This is a genomic window from Kitasatospora sp. NPDC088779 (genome assembly GCF_040685395.1).
In the GTDB taxonomy this organism is placed as follows: Bacteria; Actinomycetota; Actinomycetes; order Streptomycetales; family Streptomycetaceae; genus Kitasatospora.
On sequence record NZ_JBFBHW010000043.1, the window covers coordinates 60777 to 78912 of the forward strand.

Annotated in this window: 10 protein-coding genes; 8 read left to right on the forward strand and 2 right to left on the reverse strand. The window is 75.6% G+C overall.

Annotated elements, in window-relative coordinates:
• Positions 1 to 2 precede the first annotated feature (2 nt).
• Entirely contained in the window at positions 3 to 1385 is a 1383-nt protein-coding gene (gene eccD, locus AB0P03_RS30930) for a type VII secretion integral membrane protein EccD (RefSeq protein ID WP_363631973.1), read from the reverse strand.
• A gap of 201 nt (positions 1386 to 1586) precedes the next feature.
• Between eccD and eccCa the strand changes: the two genes are divergently transcribed.
• The 6 genes from eccCa (at position 1587) to AB0P03_RS30960 (ending at position 15105) form a co-directional block, all read left to right on the forward strand.
• Positions 1587 to 5513 carry a type VII secretion protein EccCa gene (gene eccCa / locus AB0P03_RS30935; RefSeq protein ID WP_363588564.1) on the forward strand — a complete coding sequence of 1309 codons (3927 nt, stop codon included), beginning with the start codon at positions 1587 to 1589 and terminating at the stop codon, positions 5511 to 5513.
• Positions 5510 to 8224 carry a hypothetical protein gene (locus tag AB0P03_RS30940; RefSeq protein WP_363631975.1) on the forward strand — a complete coding sequence of 905 codons (2715 nt, stop codon included), beginning with the start codon at positions 5510 to 5512 and terminating at the stop codon, positions 8222 to 8224. The genes eccCa and AB0P03_RS30940 overlap by 4 nt, the downstream gene beginning before the upstream one ends.
• Positions 8225 to 8439: 215 nt before the next feature.
• Positions 8440 to 8886 (forward strand): hypothetical protein, encoded by a 447-nt coding sequence (locus AB0P03_RS30945; RefSeq protein WP_363588556.1) that lies wholly within the window; start codon positions 8440 to 8442, stop codon positions 8884 to 8886.
• 67 nt (positions 8887 to 8953) lie between these two features.
• Positions 8954 to 10456 (forward strand): hypothetical protein, encoded by a 1503-nt coding sequence (locus AB0P03_RS30950; protein ID WP_363588554.1) that lies wholly within the window; start codon positions 8954 to 8956, stop codon positions 10454 to 10456.
• A 63-nt stretch (positions 10457 to 10519) separates the two neighbouring features.
• On the forward strand, positions 10520 to 13879 hold the full coding sequence (locus AB0P03_RS30955; protein WP_363588552.1) for a right-handed parallel beta-helix repeat-containing protein: 3360 nt from the start codon (positions 10520 to 10522) through the stop codon (positions 13877 to 13879).
• Entirely contained in the window at positions 13876 to 15105 is a 1230-nt protein-coding gene (locus AB0P03_RS30960) for a S8 family serine peptidase (protein WP_363631977.1), read from the forward strand. The genes AB0P03_RS30955 and AB0P03_RS30960 overlap by 4 nt, the downstream gene beginning before the upstream one ends.
• Positions 15106 to 15296: 191 nt before the next feature.
• On the opposite strand, the gene AB0P03_RS30965 is transcribed toward AB0P03_RS30960, so the two are convergent.
• Positions 15297 to 16301, reverse strand: a complete 1005-nt coding sequence (locus AB0P03_RS30965) for a hypothetical protein (RefSeq protein ID WP_363631978.1) — start codon at positions 16299 to 16301, stop codon at positions 15297 to 15299.
• 565 nt (positions 16302 to 16866) lie between these two features.
• On the opposite strand from AB0P03_RS30965, the gene AB0P03_RS30970 reads away from it, so the two are divergent.
• Positions 16867 to 17217: a hypothetical protein gene (locus AB0P03_RS30970; protein ID WP_363588546.1), complete on the forward strand. Its 351-nt coding sequence runs from the start codon at positions 16867 to 16869 to the stop codon at positions 17215 to 17217.
• 217 nt (positions 17218 to 17434) lie between these two features.
• A partial coding sequence (locus AB0P03_RS30975; RefSeq protein WP_363631980.1) for a sigma-70 family RNA polymerase sigma factor occupies positions 17435 to 18136 on the forward strand: 702 nt, incomplete at its 3' end.

The following is an 18136-nucleotide window of genomic DNA, read 5'->3' on the forward strand; positions in this document are numbered from 1 at the left end:
GCTCAGCCGCCGAGGCCCCGCAGGGTGTGGTAGACGCCGCAGGCCTGGAGGGCGAGCGGAAGCAGGGAGAGGGCGCTGAGGGTGTGCAGGATGTCGGCGATCCGGCCCCAGTAGGGGAGCAGGCGCCGGCCGGGGACCGTCCAGGCGACGACCAGCAGGGCGACGGCCACCGCCAGCAGGCCGCCCAGCAGGCCGAGGCGCTCGGCGGGCGAGGCCGTGTGCGCCGCCCGGGAGAGCAGCACCAGGCCGCCGTAGACCCCGGGCAGCAGGATGCTCAGCCGCTGGCGGATGCTGCCGACGGCCCGGCCGTGCAGCAGGAGCAGCAGGCTGAGCGCCGAGGCCTCGGCCGGGCCGGCCCAGCCGTCGGTGAAGGCGAGGACGGTCAGGCAGGCCGCGCAGACGGCGCCGATCGCCGTGTAGAGGGCCATCAGGTAGTCGTCGGCGATCAGGGCGCGCGGCAGTACGGCGGCGGCCGGGACGGGCTCGATGTTCTCCTGCAGTTCCTCGGCGTTGCGCGGGAGCATCGGCAGCCGCAGACCGGAGAGCCGGAAGGCGAACGACGGCACGAAGGCGCCGATCAGGACGGCCACCACCGCGACCACGGCGACCAGCTTGCCGAGCGTCAGCCCCGCCAGCACCAGCACCCCCGCCAGCACCCCGAGCACCGCGACCAGCACCACCCCGAGGAAGAGCGGGGCGGCCCCGCCCACCGCCGCCAGGGCCAGCACCGCCGCGCCGGCCCCGGCGGAGGCGGCCGCCAGCACCCGGGCGCCGAGCAGGTCGTCCCCGCCCGGGCCGCTGGGCAGCAGCAGGGCGGCGAGGCCCAGGTACGGGACGGCGGCGGCGCCGAGCGCGGCGCCCGCGCCGGCGTCGGCCATGGCCCGGGAGGCGCTGGCGGCGCCGAGCAGCAGCAGGGCCGCGACGGCCGCCGCGGCGGCCTGGCGCGGGCCGGCGGGGCCGGGCAGGGCGAGCAGCACCCAGGCGGCGGCGAGGGCCGTGAGGGTGACGGCGAGAGCGAGGCGGCGGGTGAGGGCGGGGCGCCAGGTGTCGCCGCGCTCGTTCATGCCGGAGGCCACGCCGTCGACCAGGTCGTCGAAGTGGACCGGCGGCAGGGCCTGGTGGCGCGGGCGCAGGTGGACCGCGTCGCCGTCGTGCAGCTTCAGCGCCTCGGTGCTCTGCTCCTCGTCGAGCGGATCCTCGCCGAGCCGTTGCAGCACCCAGCCGCCGTGCTCCAGCCCGGTCTCGGCGAGGTCCGGGCCCGCGTGGCCGAGGATGGCGGGAAGCAGGTCGCCGAGCGGTACGTCGGCCGGGACGGCCAGCTCGAAGACCACCTCCGGCGCGTGGAACCTCAATCGGCACAGTCCTGCGACGACACTGCTGCTCACGCCAGTCCTCCGGCTCGGTGGTGTTCTCCGCTCGGTTGAACGGGCGGCTCGGCGCGCCGCGTTCAACCGCGGTTGAACCCCGGGTGCCACGCCGTCCGTGAGCCAGAGGGACGGCTGTCGCAGTGAGGAGCCCGTCACAGTGAGGAGCCCTGAGTGAGCGTTGTGCTGGTCACCCGGACGCCCCGGCGCCCGGGGCCCGAGATGCCGGACGGCGAGATCCAGTTGCAGGAGCCGCCGGGTCTGCCGGAGAAGCAGAGCGGCATGGCGAGCGTGATCAGCATGGCCCCGATGGCGCTCGGCTCGCTGTCGATGGTCTTCATGTTCCTGCACCCGGGCGGCGGCGAGGGCGGCGGTGGCGCGCTCAGCTACCTCGCGATGGGGATGATGGCGCTGTCCGCCGTCGGCATGCTGGTCACCCAGCTGATCCGCGGCTCCAGCGACCGCAAGCAGCAGTTGCGCGGCGAGCGCCGCGACTACCTGCGCTACCTCTCCCAGGTGCGCCGCCAGGTGCGGCGTTCGGTCGACGCCCAACGGCAGGCGCTCGCCTGGCGGCACCCGGCCCCGGACGAGCTGTGGTCACTGGTGGGCACCACCCGGCTGTGGGAGCGGCGGGCCGCCCACCCGGACTTCAGCGACGTCCGGATCGCGGTCGGCGCCCAGCGCCTGGCCACCCCGCTCGCCCCGCTGGCCACCAAGCCGGTCGAGGACCTGGAGCCGCTGTGCGCGCACGCGCTGCGCCGCTTCATCCACGCCTACGGCACCGTCGCCGACCAGCCGATGGCGATCCACCTGCGCGGCTTCGCCCAACTGCTGCTGCGGGCCGAGGACCCGGAGGCCGCCCGCGCCCTGGTGCGCGCCGTGCTCGCCCAGCTCGCCGTCGTGCACGGCCCGGACGAACTGCGCATCGCCGTCGTCACCGACGCCGAGCGGCGCACCTCCTGGGACTGGGCCAAGTGGCTGCCGCACGCCCTGCACCCGACCGACACCGACGGCGCCGGCCCGGTCCGGCTGGTCGCCGGCAGCCTCGGCGAGGTCGAGCAGCTGCTGGGCGAGGAGTTCACCAGCCGCCCGGGCTTCGAACCGGACGCCGTGCCCAACCGGGACGAGCCCTTCACCGTCCTGGTGCTCGACGGCCCCGGCGCCCACACCGGCAGCCGCGCCGCGCTCACCGGCTACCGCAACGCCGTCCTGATCGACCTGTCCGACAGCCTGGAGTGGCGCGCCGCCCGCACCACCCTGCGGCTGCGGATCGACGACGGACGGCTCGCCATGATCGGCGCCGACCGCAACCGCAAGGACGTCGTCACCGACCTCGGCCGCCCCGACGCGCTCGCCGTGCCCGCCGCGACCCGCCTCGCCGCGCTGCTCGCCCGCTACCGCATCGCCGACGGCGTGGACGTCGCCGAGCCGCTCGCCACGGACTTCGACCTGACCGCCCTGCTCGGCATCCCCGACCTGAACACCCTGGACGTCGAGGCGCTCTGGGGCCAGCGCGGCATCGCGCAGCGGCTGCGCGTCCCGCTCGGGCTCGGCCCGGACGGCCGCCCGGTCGACCTCGACCTGAAGGAGTCCGCGCAGGGCGGCATGGGCCCGCACGGCATGCTGATCGGCGCCACCGGCTCCGGCAAGTCCGAACTGCTGCGCACCCTGGTGATGGCGCTCGCCGTCACCCACTCCTCCGAGGTGCTCAACTTCGTCCTGGTCGACTTCAAGGGCGGCGCGACCTTCCTCGGCCTGGACGGCCTGCCGCACACCTCCGCCGTGATCACCAACCTGGCCGACGAGGCCGCGCTGGTCGACCGCATGCGCGACGCCCTGCACGGCGAACTCATCCGCCGCCAGGAGCTGCTGCGCGAGGCCGGCTACGCCTCGCTGCTGGACTACGAGACGGCGCGCGCCGGCGGCGCCGCGCTGCGCCCGATGCCCACGCTCTTCGTCGTCGTCGACGAGTTCAGCGAACTGCTGTCCGCGCACCGGGACTTCATGGAACTCTTCGTGATGATCGGCCGGCTCGGCCGCTCGCTCGGCGTCCACCTGCTGCTCGCCTCCCAGCGCCTCGACGAGGGTCGGATGAGCGCGCTGGAGTCCCACCTGTCCTACCGGATCGGCCTGCGCACCTTCTCCGCGATGGAGAGCCGCGGCGTCCTCGGCGTCCCCGACGCCTACCAGCTGCCCTCCCAGCCCGGCAACGGCTTCCTGCGCAGCGACATCTCCACCCTCACCCGGTTCAAGGCCGCCTACGTCTCCGGGCCGTACCGGCCCAAGCGCCGGGCCTCCCAGCAGGCCGCCCTCGCCGGGCAGGTCGTCGCCTACGGCACCGACTACGTGCTGCCGCGTCACCTCCCGGCGACCGCGGCCGAGCCCGAGGAGGAGCAGGCGTCCGACGGTTCGCTGCTGGAGGTCGCCGCCGGCCGGCTGCGCGACGCCGGACCGCCCGCCCACCGGGTCTGGCTGCCGCCCCTGGACGTCCCGCCCACCCTCGACGAACTGCTGCCGCCGCTCGTCCCGCACCCCGAACGCGGCCTCACCACCGAGGACGAGCGCTCCCACGGCTCGCTCGGCCTGCCGGTCGGCATCGTCGACCGCCCTTTCCAGCAACTGCGCGACCTGCTCACCGCCGACCTGGCCGGCGCCGGCGGGCACGTCGGCATCGCCGGCGCCCCGCAGAGCGGCAAGAGCACCATGCTGCGCACCCTGATCACCGGCCTCGCCCTCACCCACACCCCGCGCGAAGTCCAGTTCTACTGCCTGGACTTCGGCGGTGGCACGCTCTCCGCCCTGCGCGGACTGCCGCACCTCGGCGGCGTCACCGGCCGGCACGACGGCGAACGGGTGCTGCGCACCGTCGCCGAGGTCAACGGCATCATCACCCGCCGCGAGCAGTACTTCGCCGAACTCGGCATCGACTCCATCGCGTCCTTCCGCCGCCGCAAGGCCGCCGGGGAACTGCCCGACGACCCGCACGGCGACGTCTTCCTCGTCATCGACGGCTGGAACACCCTGCGCCAGGAGTTCGGCGACCTCGTCCAGCCGCTCACCCTGATCTCCCAGCGCGGCCTCAACTACGGCGTCCACCTGGTCATCGCCACCACCCGCTGGGGCGAGATCAGCGGCGGCCTGCGCGACCAGTTGCAGACCCGCTTCGAACTGCGGCTCGGCGACTCCGTCGACTCCGTCATCAACATGCGCGCGGCCGCCAAGGTCCCCAAGCTGCCCGGCCGCGGCCTCACCGACGAGCAGCTGCACTTCCTCACCGCCCTGCCCCGGATCGACGGCTCCGGCGACACCGACGACCTCGGCGACGGAGTGGCCGACCTGGTCGACGCCGTCGCCGCCCACTGGACCGGCCCACGGGCCCCCGAGGTCAGGATGCTCCCGCTCACCCTCGACGCCGCCGGGCTCCCCGCCCCCGAGGGCCGGCTGCGCGTCCCGATCGGTCTGGAGGACACCGAGGTCTCGCCGCTGTGGCACGACTTCGAGGAGAACCCGCACCTGCTGGTCGTCGGCGACAGCGAATCCGGCAAGACCAACCTGCTGCGGCTCATGATCAACGCCATCACCTCCGCCTACACCCCCGCCGAGGCGCGGATCATGCTGGTCGACTACCGGCGCGGCCTGTTCGACGCGGTGCCCCAGGAGTACCAGCTCGGCTACGCGGTGGCCGTCGACAAGCTCCGCCAGATCGTCGACGGCGCCTCGCGCGCCATGAAGAACCGCATCCCGCCCGCGGACATCACCCCCGCCCGGCTCAGGCTGCGCGACTGGTGGACCGGGCCCGAACTGTTCATCCTCGTCGACGACTACGACCTCGTCGGCTCCACCAGCGGCGCCCACCCCTTCGCGGCCCTGCTCGAAGACCTCTCCCAGGGCGCCGAGATCGGCCTCCACCTGGTCGTCGCGCGCGGCGCCAACGGCGTCGGGCGAGCTCTCGGCGACCCGCTGATGCGCAAGCTCCAGGAGGTCAACTCGCCTTCCCTGCTGCTCTCCTGCCCGCCCTCGGAGGGGTACCTGTTCGGCAACGTCAAGCCCCGGCAGTTCCCCGCCGGGCGCGGCCTCTACATCACCCGGCGACGCACCGTCCAGGTGCAGACCGGGCACGTGGCGGACGAACCGGAGGCCGGCCGGTGACCGCCTCCACGCTGCGGGCGCTCGGCCCGCACTACGTCATCGCGCCGCCCGGCGCGGAGGCCGCCGGACTGGCCGAAGCCCTCGCGCCCGTCGGGGCCGAACCCGGCGCGCTGCTGCTGCTGGCCGCCGCCGCGGACGCCGCGCCCGTCCTGCTCGCCTCGCTCGACGACCTCGTACGGGCGGCGGGTGAGCGCGGCGCCGACGTGCTGGTGCTCGCCGCCTCGGGACTCGCCGCGATCGGGCCGGACGGACGGCGGCCCGCCGAACTGCTCGCCGCCCGCTCCGGGCTGACGATCGTGGCGCCCGACGCGATGGTCAGCATCGAGCCGGACGGAACGCTGTCGGCCCCGGACGGCTCCTGGTGGCGCTGCCCGCCGGGCGGCGCCCAGCTCCGGGCCGAACCGCTCGGCGCGCGGTGGCCCGCCGCGGCCGCCATCACCCCGCTGACGCGCGATGCGTACTGGGTCACCGAAATCGCGGGCCGGGCGCGGCCCGCCGCGCTGGACCACGCGGCCGCGACCGACGGCGGACTGCTGCTCGTCCTCGGCGAACCGGCCGGGCGGCTGCCCACCGGGGCCCAACTCGCCAACGCCGCCGCGCTGCTGCTCGGGACGGTCGCGGAGGACGCGCGCCTCACCCTGAGCGCGCCGTGGGCCGCGCCGGTCGAGCTCATCGAACTCGCGGCGGTCGCGGCGGCCTCGCTGGGGCGCGAGGTCCGGGCGGCCGTCGGCCTGCCGGTACGGGGCGCGGCCGGGCTGCGCCACGTCCACCTCGCCGCGGACGGCACCGAAGGGTGGGAGCCCTACCTCACCGAACTGGTCGCCTGCCCGACCGACCGCACCGTCACGGCCGTCGGCTGGCGCAGCCGGCCCGACCTGCCCGCCGCCCCCGGGCCCGCGCGCTACCCGGCCTTCCCCGGCTGGGAACTGGAAGCCGTCGCGGCCGGACTCTGGCTCCGCCCGGCCGCCACCGCGGACCGCGGCCCCCGCCTTCGGAGGCCCGACCCGGCCGGCCCCGCGCTGGTCGTCGGGTCCCCGGGACGCCCCGTCCCCGAGACACTCTGGGACCACCTCGGGGCCGTGCTCGGCTCGCTCCCGCCGGCGCCCGCGCGCCTCGCCCTCGCCGTCGAGGGGACGCTGGACGTCGAGTCCGGGGCGGTCGGGCGTTTCTGCGCCCGGCTGTACGGGCTCGACTGGGTCGGACCCGCCGCTGCTTCGGCTGCCGTGGCGGCGCCCGGCCCGGAGGCGGCGCCCGCGCTTGCGGCGGGGCCCGTAGCTGTACCTGAGCCCGCGTCGGTGGAGCTCGGAGCGTCGGCGGAGGCGGACCCGGCGCCGCTACCGGTGTCGACCGAGCCCGGGGCGCCGGAGCCGGTGGCCGCGACCGGTCCGGTGTTCGAGATCGAGACGGAGGCTGGGACCGGGACGGAGACCGAGACCAGGACGGAGTCCGAAGCCGGGATTGGGACGGAGAGCGGGATCGAGACGGATCCGGTGGCCGTACCGGTCCCTATGGCCACGATGGGGGTCTTCGGAGGAGAGCCCGGGGAACGCCCCGCTTCCCCTCCCACCCCCGAGCCCGCCCCCGGGCCGACTGCGGCCGCGGTGGGCGACACCGGCACGACGGTGGCCCCGGACGCCGGCCCCGGCCCGGCCGTGGAGCCGGGGGCGAGCGTCGCACCCGGGGGAGGAGACCGGACGCCGCCCGACGGGGAGGCCGGCCCCGGGCCCGCGCCGGCAGCCGCTTCGGAGGAGAGCATCCCCGTAGCGGAGGAGGTGCCGACCCCTGCCCCGGCACTCGACCCTGAGCTGGCCGTGTCCACGGAGGCCGCCGAGTCCACGGAGCCGCCGGGAACCATGGCGGGCCAGGCCGGGGCACACTCGACGCCCGAGCCTGCGGCCGGCTCCACGCCAGTGCAGGCCCCGGGGCCTGCCCCCGAGCAAGCTCAGGCGCAGTCGACCGCCCCCTTGTCGGACCTGGTCGAGCTCTCCACCCCCGCCGAGGACCGTGCGGCCCTGGTCACCCTCCTCGGGCCCGCCTACCAGCGCTTCGTCCGGCGGGCCGAGGACGTCGCGACCCGCCTGCCCGGCCTGCGGGCCCGGGCCGACGAGGGCGATCCGCGGCCCGAACTGGTCGCCGTGCTGCTCCACCACACCGACTCGACCGTCCTCGCCGAGCGTGCCGAGCTCCGCGCCGCGGCGCGGTCGGGCGCCCCGGGCCCGTTCGGCCCGTACCTGCGCTGCCTCGCGGCCGGGCTCCGGCGGCTGCCCAGCCACTACGGAGGCGTGCTGGTGGCGGGCCCGGTCGAGTCGGCCGACCTGGCCGCCTACACCCCGGGAACCGTGGTCACCGAGCGGGCCCCGGTCAGCGGCCTGGCGGCGCCGGGCGCGGACTTCGGCGAGGACGTCGGGGTGGAGTTCGCCATCTGGTCCGTCGGTGGCCGCCGCAGCTCGGTCTTCGGCGAGCCGGGCGACCAGCCGACCGTGATCTTCGCCCCGGGGACGGAGTTCGAGGTGGTGGACGTCGACCTGCCGGACGAGACGACCGGGCGTCCGGCCCGCGTGCTGCTCCACGAGATCGGCGGCGTCCGCCCGCGCCCCGACCGCCTGCGCAGTTGGCTGGCCCGGCGCGACGCCGTCGCTCCCGCCGACCGGATCCGCCCCGCCGACCCGGCCCGCTACCTCCTGGACCTCGGCGGCGCGGCCGGACGGTGACGTCCTGTGGGGGCCGGGCGGCCGCGTCGTGGCGCGGATCACCTGGTCCGAGGCGCGGCACCGGCGCCCCTCCCACTCTCCCCGGCCGGTGGTGGGCCCTGGCCCCGACCCGGCCGGTCGGGCCGTCGGCCGACGGACCGGCACCGCGATGAACCCGGGGCGGCCTTCCGTCCGTCGGACGAAGCGTAGGGGCGAACCGGCGGGAGGAGTGCGGGATGAGCGGGACGAGCGGGACGATGCGGGACGACTTCCGGTTGGCGTCGGTGTTCGACGCCGTGGACCCGGTGACGGGGCCGGGCTTCGGGCCGGACCGGCCGAGGATCGAGGAGCGCGCGGAGCGCGAGGCACTCGTCGGCTACCTGCGCGCGGGCGCGCCCGTGCTGCTGACGCCGATGCTGATGGACGACGTGGTGGACCGGCAGCGGCGCTCCATCGTCCCGATGGGCTTCCGTACCGACGGGTCCTGGATCTGGACCGACACCGTGACGTACTACCTGGAGGAGTACGGGCTGGCGCCCGACCCGGAGCTGCTCGCTCACGTCCGCGCGCAGGGCGACGGTCCGTGGGCGGCGCCGGACGCGGCGGTGCTGGAGCGGGCGGTGTCCTTCGTCCTGACCCCGCCGGACTCCGACGAGGAGCCGGTCTGGACGGTCGGCTCGTAGCGGCTGAACCGGTTCGGCCACTCCGTCCGTACCTCCCCACAGGAGTGTCGTCGAGTGCAGGGGATGCATGGTGGCCGAGGAGAAGCGCGGCGAGGCGGGGCGGACGGGCGCCGGGTTCCAGCTCCCGGAGGTGAACTGGGCCCTGGCGGCGGAGGTCGAGCCGCCGGAGGGTGCGTCGGCGGCGGCCGCCTCGGAGGGAACCGCCTCGGCGAAGGGTGAAGCGGCGGAGGCGGGTTCCGGCGCCGCGACCGCGGTGCTGCCCGCACAGCCGGAGCGCGAGCAGCCGGCTGCACCTCCCGCCGTCCCGCCCGTGCCCGCACCGGCCACGGCCACGACGACCGCAGCACCCGCCACCGCAGCACCCACCGCCGCCGGGACGCCCGAGGCGGTGGCCGCCGCGAGCGTCGCCGAGCCCTCCACCGACACCGGCACCGACCAGGGCCCCCGGCCGGGCCGGGTCTCCCGCCCGATGATCGCGGCGGCCGTCGCCGTCGGCCTGGTGCTGGTGGGCACTTCCGTGGTGGTGACCCAGCTCGGCGGCAACGAGCACAAGGGCGGCCCGGCCCAGGCGGACGCCCCGCCCGGCTACGGGCAGAGTGGTGGGGACGGCGGCAACGGCTTCGTCCCGAACTTCGACGAGCACGGTGGTACCAGCGGCTCCGGCGGCACCCCTGCCCCCGGTCAGCCCGACGCGGTGGTCCCGGCCGCGGACGCCGGCACGGGCACGCCCGCCCCGGGCGACCAGCCGGCCTCGGCCCCGAACGGCACCGGAAGCAGCGGAGGCGCGGGAGGCACTGCCGCTCGATCCGGCGGAGCCGCTAACTCCGGTGGTGGAAACGCGAGTTCGACCACCGCTCCAGGTCGCGCCCAGGGCGGCTCCGGCTCCGGCTCGGGTTCCGGCTCGGGTTCCGGTTCCGGTGGCGCCGCCGCTGCCGCCGCAGGTGGCGCGGCGGGGAGCGCGGCCGGTGGCGCCGCCAACCCCGCCCCGCAGAACCCCGCGCCGCAGCAGCCGGCCCCGCAGAACCCCGCGCCGCCGCCGGCTTCCCAGCAGCCCGCGCCGCCGCCCCCGCAGAAGGCCGCGCCCACCGTCGTGGTCACCGGCCCGTACTGCGGCAACAAGAGCGGCGTGTACAGCCAGAAGGGCTGGTTCGACCAGGGCGACTCCGGCTGGCGGAGCAACTCCGGCGGCTACAGCGGCGACGGCTGCAACGGGACGTACACCTCGGTGCCGATGTCCGGGGACGGCTCGGACGACAAGAACTCGGTGGTGTGGACCTTCACCGTGGACAAGGTCACCAGCTGCACCCTGGACGTCTACATCCCGGCCAGCGGGGACGTGAAGAAGGTCGGCGGGAACCCGACCTACTACACCGTGCAGAGCGGCAGCGGGTCGAGCGACTTCAAGATCAACCAGACCTCCAACCAGGGCCGTTGGGTCGGCGAGGGCACCTTCCAGTACCGCGGCTCGCTGTCCGTCACCCTGCACACCCGCGGCCAGGACTGGGTCGGCGGTAACAAGACCTACGCCCACCACGCCGCCAGCGCCATGCGCGTCACCTGCACACCCTGACCTGACCCTCATCCTCCGAGCAGGTCACGAACGAACGCCCCACGACGAAGGGAACCCCCAGGCATGTCGCGCCCGGTGCTGACGGTCTGCGCGGAGCAGCGGGAACGCGGCTCCTACCGTACGATCGGCGAGGCCCTCCAGGCAGCCCGCAGCGGCGCGGTGATCTCCGTACGCCCCGGCCGGTACGAGGAGAACCTGGTGCTCACCAAGGTGGTGACCATCACCGCCGAGGACGTCCGGGGCAGTGTGCGGATCAGTCCGCGCCGTGGCTCGGTGGTCCAGGTCCTGGCCGAGGCCGTCCAGCTGACCGGCCTGGTGATCCAGGGGCAGGACGACGACCTGCCTGCCGTCGACGTCCCGCGCGGCCAGCTCGCGCTACAGGACTGCGAGGTGATCGGCAACGCCTGGACGGCCGTCCTCACCCGCCAGCAGGGCGAACTGGCCATGCGCGGCTGCCGGGTGGTCAACACCGCCGGCGCCGGGCTGGTCGAGACCTCCACCGGCGCCAGCGTCATCGAGGACAGCGTCATCGAACACCTCGGCACCTCCGCCCTGGTGATCGGCGAACGGGCCAACCCCACCGTGCGGCGCTGCGTCCTGCGCGACGCGCGCGGCAACGGCATCTGCGCCAACGGGGAGGCGCGCGGAGTCATCGAGGACTGCGAGATCTCCGCCACCGACAAACCCGCCGTGGCCCTGGAGGAGCAGAGCACCACCCGCCTGCTGCGGACCGAGGTCCGCGACAGCGCGGTCGGCGTCTTCCTCGGCTCCACCGCGCGGGTGGTGCTGGAGGACTGCACCGTCACCGCCGTGCGCGGCCACGGCTACGTCCTCACCAACGGCACGGACCCCCTGCTGCGCCGCTGCCGCGCCGTCCGCAGCCAGGGCCACGGCCTGCACATCGCCGGCCGTGCCCGCGGCACCTTCGAGGACTGCGAGGTCACCGCCGCCGCGCAGGCCGGCATCCACGTCGACGAATCGGCCAGCCCCAGCCTGGTGCGGGCCGTGGTGCGCGACAGCGAGACCGACGGCGTCGACCTCACCGGGGAGAGCGCCGCGGAGTTCGACCGCCTGGAGGTGCGCGACGCGGCCGGCGCCGGCATCGTCATCCGTGACGGCGCCAACCCGCTGCTGCGCCGCATCACCGTCACCGACGCCGGTGGCCACGGCGTCGAGGTGGTGCGGGACGGGCGCGGCCGGATCGAGGACGCCACCGTGCTCGACGCGGGCAAGAACGGCATCCGGATCGCCGACGGCGCCAACACCTACCTCGGCGGCAGCCTCGTGCGCGGCAGCAAGGCCTGCGGCATCTCGATCGGCGCCGAGGGCATCGCCACCCTGCGCGACGTCGAGTCCGCCGACAACGCGTTCGACGGCGCGAGCGTCGAACACGGCGGCGAACTCACCGCGACCAGGACCAGGCTGCGGGCCAACCGCCGCCACGGGCTCCACCTGCTGCCCGGCGCCCGCGCCACCCTCACCGGCTGCCAGCTGACCGACAACACCGTGGACGGCCTGCGCTCGGAGTCCGCCGAACCCGTCCGGCTCACCGACTGCGTCACCGCCGAGAACCAGGGTGCCGGGCTGCGGCAGAGCGAGCCCACCGACCGGCTCGCCGTCGAGAACCTCGACAGCCGGGACAACCGCTCGCCCGACGCGCACGGCACGGTCACCGCCGCGGCGACCGCCGCCGGGGACGAGGGCGAGTCCGCCGACGGCACTCCGCAGGAGGCCCCCGCCGCTCCCGGGCCGCAGGGCCCGCAGGCCGTCCTGCAGACCCTGGTCGGGCTGGAGGGCGTCAAGGAGCAGGTCGCCACCCTGGTCAACCTCAACAAGCTGGCCCGGCGCCGCGAGCAGGCCGGGCTGCCCTCCCTCCCGATGAGCCGCCACCTGGTGTTCGCCGGCCCGCCCGGCACCGGCAAGACCACCGTCGCCCGGCTCTACGGCGCCATCCTCGCCGAACTCGGCGTGCTGCGCAGCGGCCACCTGGTCGAGGTCGCCCGCGCCGACCTCGTCGCCTCGATCATCGGCGGCACCGCGCTCAAGACCACCGAGGTCGTCATGGAGGCGCTCGGCGGCGTGCTCTTCATCGACGAGGCGTACACCCTGTCGGCCGGCTCCGGCGGGACCGGACCGGACTTCGGCCGCGAGGCCATCGACACCATCGTCAAGCTGATGGAGGACCACCGCGAGGACCTGGTGGTGATCGTCGCCGGGTACGAGAACGAGATCCGTGACTTCCTGGCCTCCAACCCGGGCCTCGCGTCGCGGTTCAGCCGCACCGTCGAGTTCCAGAACTACAGCGTCGACGAACTCACCACCATCGTCGAACACGCCGCCGGGGGCCACGGCTACGAGCTCGCCGACGGCACCCGCGAGGCCCTCGCCGTCCACTTCGACCGGATGCCCAAGGGCGCCGACTTCGGCAACGGTCGCGCCGCCCGCAAGGTCTTCGAGGAGATGGTCGACCGCCAGGCCTCCCGGCTCGCCGAACTGGAGGACTTCGACAACGCCGACCTCAGCCGGCTGCTCCCCGCCGACGTCGGCGAGCAGGCCGCCGCCGCCGTCGCCCGCGCCGCCGCCGGAGCCGACCAGCCCGAGGAGCCCGGCCTGCTCGACCGGCTGCGCGGCATGGTCGGCCTCGCCGCGGCCAAGGAACAGGTCGAGGACCTGGTCAACCTGACCCGGCAGACCCGCCGCCGCGTCGAGGCCGGACTGCCCGCTGCCACCATCAGCCACCATCTGGTCTTCTCCGGCCCACCTGGCACCGGCAAGACCACCATCGCCCGGCTCTACGGCGAACTCCTCGCAGAACTCGACGTCCTGCCGGCCGGTCAGCTCATCGAGACCGCCCGCGCCGACCTCGTCGGCCGCTACATCGGCCACACCGCGCAGCTCACCCGCGACGCCTTCGAACGCGCCCGCGGCGGCGTGCTCTTCATCGACGAGGCCTACACCCTGACGCCCCGCAACGGCACCGGCGGCGACTTCGGCCAGGAGGCCGTCGACACCCTGATGAAGCTGATGGAGGACCACCGCGACGAGGTCGTGGTGATCGTGGCCGGCTACCAGGAGGAGATGCGCGGCTTCCTCTCCTCCAACCCCGGTCTGGCCTCCCGCTTCTCCCGCGAGATCACCTTCGACCACTACGCGGACGACGAACTCGTCACCATCGTCCGCCTCCAGGCGGAGACCGCCGGGTACAACTGCACCCCGGAGACGCTGGCGGCGCTCGGCGAACTCTTCGCCGCCGTCCCGCGTGACCGGTCCTTCGGGAACGGGCGCTTCGCCCGGCAGGTGCTGGAGTCGATGATCACCCGGCAGGCCGGCCGGCTCTCCCGGCTGGAGGTGGCGGACCTGGACGAACTCAGCCTGCTGCTGCCCCAGGACATCCCGGCCGGGCGGATCGGCAGCCTCGCGTGAGGACGGCGGCCGCCCTCCTCGCCGTCGGACTGCTGCTGCCGACGGCGGGCACGGCCCTGGCCGACACCCCCGCCGGCGACGACAGCCTCCCGGGCGTCACCCAGCTGCGGCGCGACGCGTCCGGGAAGCCGGCCGGCTGCCTGCCCCCGTCCACCAAGCGCACGTCGCTCACGCCCTGGCCCCAGACCTTCCTGCGCCCCGACCGGGTCTGGCCGCTCAGCCAGGGTGACGGCGTCACCGTCGCCGTCCTCGGCTCCGGCGTGACCGACGGCACCGGCCTGCTCGCCGGTCGCCTCGACTACGCCCCCAAACTCACCGGAGGCGGTGACCCAGCCCGTGACTGCGTCGGCCACGGCACCTTCCTGGCCGGCCTGATCGCCGCCGACCGCCGCGACGGGACGGGCTTCGCCGGACTCGCCCCACGGGCCCGGATCCTCGCCGTATCCGTCACCGACGACGGCGGTGCCACGACGGCGGACCTGCTCGCCCAGGGGATCACGGCGGCGAGCGAACGGGGAGTGCGGATCATCGCGGTCGGGGCGGCGTTGCCGGCCGGCAACGCCGCGCTCGCCGGGGCGGTGCGGGCGGCCCGGAGCAAGGGGGCGGTCATCGTCGCGCCTGCGGCCCCCGACGTCCAGCCCGGCTCGGGGAAACCCGGACCGGCCTATCCGGCCGCCTACGGCGAGGTCCTCGCCGTCCGCGACCTCGCCCCCGGCGGCGCCCTCCCCTCGGGCGCCGGAGCCGTCCCGATCGGCGGCCGGGTCGACCTCGCCGCCCCGGGCGACGCCGTCACCGGCACCGGCCCGGCCGCCGGCGGCAACTACACCGGCGCCGGGCCGAGCTTCGCCGCCGCCTTCGTCGCCGCCACCGCCGCCCTCACCCTCGGCAGCCACCCGGACCTCACCGCCGACCAGTTGATCCGGCGCCTGGAGACCACCGCCTACCACACCGTCACCACCCCCGACCCGCAGGTCGGCTATGGCACCATCGACCCCGTCGCCGCCGTCACCCAGCTCTCCGTCCCCGACCAGGCGCCCCCCGCCGCGACACCGGCCGCCCTCGCCATGCCCCCCGCTCCACCCGCCTCCACCGCCCCCACCCAGGCCGTGGTGATCTCCCTGGCCGCACTGGCCGTCATCGCCCTCGTTGCCGCCGCCGGCGCCGTCACGCCGCGTGCCCGTGCTCGCGGCTGGCGCCCGGGGAGGGCGGAGGACGGCCAGGCGTGAGAGGTCGGCCCGGCCGTCCTCCCGCTGCACCGTCGCGCCGCTCCTCGGGCGTGGGCACCGCGCCCTCGACCGCCGGGCTCCCGGTGGCCCCGGCGCTCGTAGCCGCTCTCCGGGCGGGGGCGCCCCCTGGTTCGTCCCGTGACGCACGTACCCCGAGGCCGCCCATCCGTCCTCCGGGCGGGGGTGCGGCCTCAGACGGTGTGGCGGATGGCCAGGGCGTCGCCGACGAGGGCGGCGAGTTCGAGGTAGGCGAGGTGGGTGTGGGGGCGGAGCCGGCCGGGGGTGCCCGGGGTGTGCGCGGGGAGGAGGACGACGTCGCGGCAGAGGGTGCGGAAGTGGGCGAGGAGCTGGCGGTCGGCGACGGGGCGCTCGGTGGGCGGGCTGGGGACGAAGACGACGGTGCCGCCGCGGACGAGGTCGCCGTGGCCGCGGAAGGTCAGGTGGTCGATCAGCGCTGAGGCGTTGCGGGCGCCGTCGGCGGAGGCGTGTTCGCAGATGACCAGTTGGTCGGCGAGTTCGACGGCCGTGAGCTGGACGTCGTCCGCGGCGGCCGTGGTGTCGCTGAGGATCATCGGGTAGCGGCCGCTGAGGTCGGTCAGGGCGTCCCGGAACGCGGGGCCCGGGGTGTCCGGGCGGACGGCGAGGATGTCGAGCCGGCCGGCCGCGCTCCGGTCGAGGATCCGCCGGTCGGCGTGCGAGACGCGGGAGGCGTCGGCGAGGTCGAGGACGATCACCGGGTCGGGCCGGTGCTGCGCCAGGAGGGCGCCGAGCGTGACCGGGACGCCCTCGGCGGGCCTGCCCAGGAGGGCGATGCGGTGGCAGCTGCGCAGCGGGGTCCGGATCCGCTCCACGAGGCGGCGGCGCCGGGCCTCCGTGCCGCCGCCGAAGGGCAGTCGCAGGGCGCGCGGGTGGGCCGCCCGGTCCTGGCGTGCGGCGGGGGCCGTGGCCGGGGACGGCGTGGGTACCGCGAGCAGGGCGGTGGGGGTGGGGTCGCCGGGCGGTGCGGGCGGCTGCGCCTGAGACGCCGGTGTGCGGGTGAACAGCCGCCGTTCGGCGGGCGGGATCAGGACGGTGCCGAGTGGGTCGAGGGGCTGCCGGGGGAACAGCGGGACGGGCTCGGGCCAGGCGGCGGGTGTGTAGTCGGGCCGTTCCGGGGTGGCGGCGGCTCCGTCGGGGCTGCCGTCGGAGAAAGCCATCGGGTGACCTCCTGGTTCACGGTGCGCCGGGCCGGACCGTCGGTGCGTTCAGTCGGGACTACGGGCGAAGGGCCCGTTCCGGTTCAACGCGCGTCACCCTGCGGATCGGTGAACCGCCCCCGGTGGAAGGTCCGTTGAGCGGGACAGGGCGCACCTCGCGTTCCTCGTCACGCTCGGAGGAGCTCATGCGCGCCACCAGGAACCGCGCCGTCACGACGGCCGGTCCGCCGTCGTCGGCCGGTCCTCCGGCCGGTGCGACCGGTGCCACCGGCGGCGGCCCGGCCTCGACGGCGGTCTGGGGCGGGGCCGGTGTCGTGGTGCGGGGTGGGCGCCCGCCCGGTGGCCGCGGTGTTGCCGAAACGCGGAGGCCCAGCCGGGCGCCTCGTCGCCGGCCGAACCGGTGTGCAGGCGGCAGCTGAGCGGCAGCTGCCCGGCCGTACCGGAAAACCCTCTGCTGGACCGGCTGTCAGTAGATACCGTCTTCGGATGGCACTCGATGCGGAACGAGTGCCATGCAGGAGCAGCCGGCGTGACTCCCGTGGGACGGGATGGGGGAGGGACAACGATGGATCCGGACGGGCCGGACGTGCGCGAGGTGGTCGCGGCGCTGGTACGGCAGGAGGAACCGAGCAGGCCCGGGCCGCCTGCGCTGGTGGTGCCCGAGGGCACGGCGGAGGAGGTGACCGCCGCCGCCCGGCGGCTCGCCCTGCGGGCGCTGCCGACCGAGCGGCGGAGGCCGGAGCCCGCACCGGGGCTGCGGGAGCTGGCGGCGGCGCTGGTGGTCGACGAGCACCCCTCGGCACCGGCCTGGTCGGCGGTGGAGCGGGAGCAGCTGGCGACCTGGGTCGCGGTGCTGATCGAGCACCGGGGGGAGGACGGGGTCCAGGAACTGGTGCGCGTGCTCAACGAGGCCTGAGGGGCGGCCTGGTGGCCGTGGGGCGGCCGGGAGATGGCTGCGAGATGGCTGGCTGGTGTCCGTGCGGAGTCCTGGCCTGCGGCCCGGCCGTGCGGGGCCGGGGCGTTGGCGGATCGTTGGTGCGGCCTTGGCGGCTGCGGGCAGTCTGCTGCTTGTAGCCGCCGGGGAAGTCCGGTCGGTGTGTCGCCCTGCCCTTGCCCGATCTGAGAGGCCGCGCGTGTCGAAGCAGCCCGTCGCCCAGCCCACGTCCGTCGCCCAGCCGCCCGTCGGCCCGCCGGCCGGCACGGACCCGTCGGCCACCACGGGATCCGCCCCCGCGCCCGGCACGCCGAAGGCGGCCCGCCCGACCCTCGACCCGGACACGCTCGCCGAGATCCACCGGCTGCACGGCGGTTACCTGCTGCGCGCGCTGCTGCGCGCCACCGGCGGCGACCGGGGCAAGGCCGAGGACATCCTCCAGGAGACCCTGCTGCGCGCCTGGCAGCACCCCGAGGCGCTGGCGGCCGGGGCCGAGCAGAGCCGCCCCTGGCTGTTCACGGTGGCCCGGCGGATCGCGATCGACCACTACCGGATGGCCGCCGCCCGCGCCAAGGAGGTGATCGGCGAGCCGCTGGAGGACCGTCCGCTCGCCGAGGACCCGTACGAGCAGGTGGTCGTCGCCCGGGACATCGCGCTGGCCCTGCGCCGGGTGCAGAAGCACCACCGCGAGGTGCTGGTCGAACTGCACCTGCGGGACCGCTCGGTGGTGGAGGCGGCGGCCCGGCTCGGGGTGCCGCCGGGGACGGTCAAGTCCCGCAACTTCTACGCGATCCGGGCGCTGCGCCCGGCCGGCCTGGGCCTGCTGATGGCCGCCGGCGAGGGCACCCGCCGTCCGCTCGCCTTCGTCGAGGACACCGCCGTCGACCCGGTCCACCTCGTC

What these genes read in the sequence shown, in the direction of transcription:
- AB0P03_RS30945 (WP_363588556.1), top strand. Translation starts at nt 8,440, where the DNA reads ATGAGCGGGACGAGCGGGACGATGCGGGACGACTTCCGGTTGGCGTCG.
- AB0P03_RS30970 (WP_363588546.1), top strand. Translation starts at nt 16,867, where the DNA reads ATGGATCCGGACGGGCCGGACGTGCGCGAGGTGGTCGCGGCGCTGGTA.
- eccCa (WP_363588564.1), top strand. Translation starts at nt 1,587, where the DNA reads ATGCCGGACGGCGAGATCCAGTTGCAGGAGCCGCCGGGTCTGCCGGAG.
- AB0P03_RS30950 (WP_363588554.1), top strand. Translation starts at nt 8,954, where the DNA reads ATGGTGGCCGAGGAGAAGCGCGGCGAGGCGGGGCGGACGGGCGCCGGG.
- AB0P03_RS30955 (WP_363588552.1), top strand. Translation starts at nt 10,520, where the DNA reads ATGTCGCGCCCGGTGCTGACGGTCTGCGCGGAGCAGCGGGAACGCGGC.
- AB0P03_RS30965 (WP_363631978.1), bottom strand. Translation starts at nt 16,301, where the DNA reads ATGGCTTTCTCCGACGGCAGCCCCGACGGAGCCGCCGCCACCCCGGAA.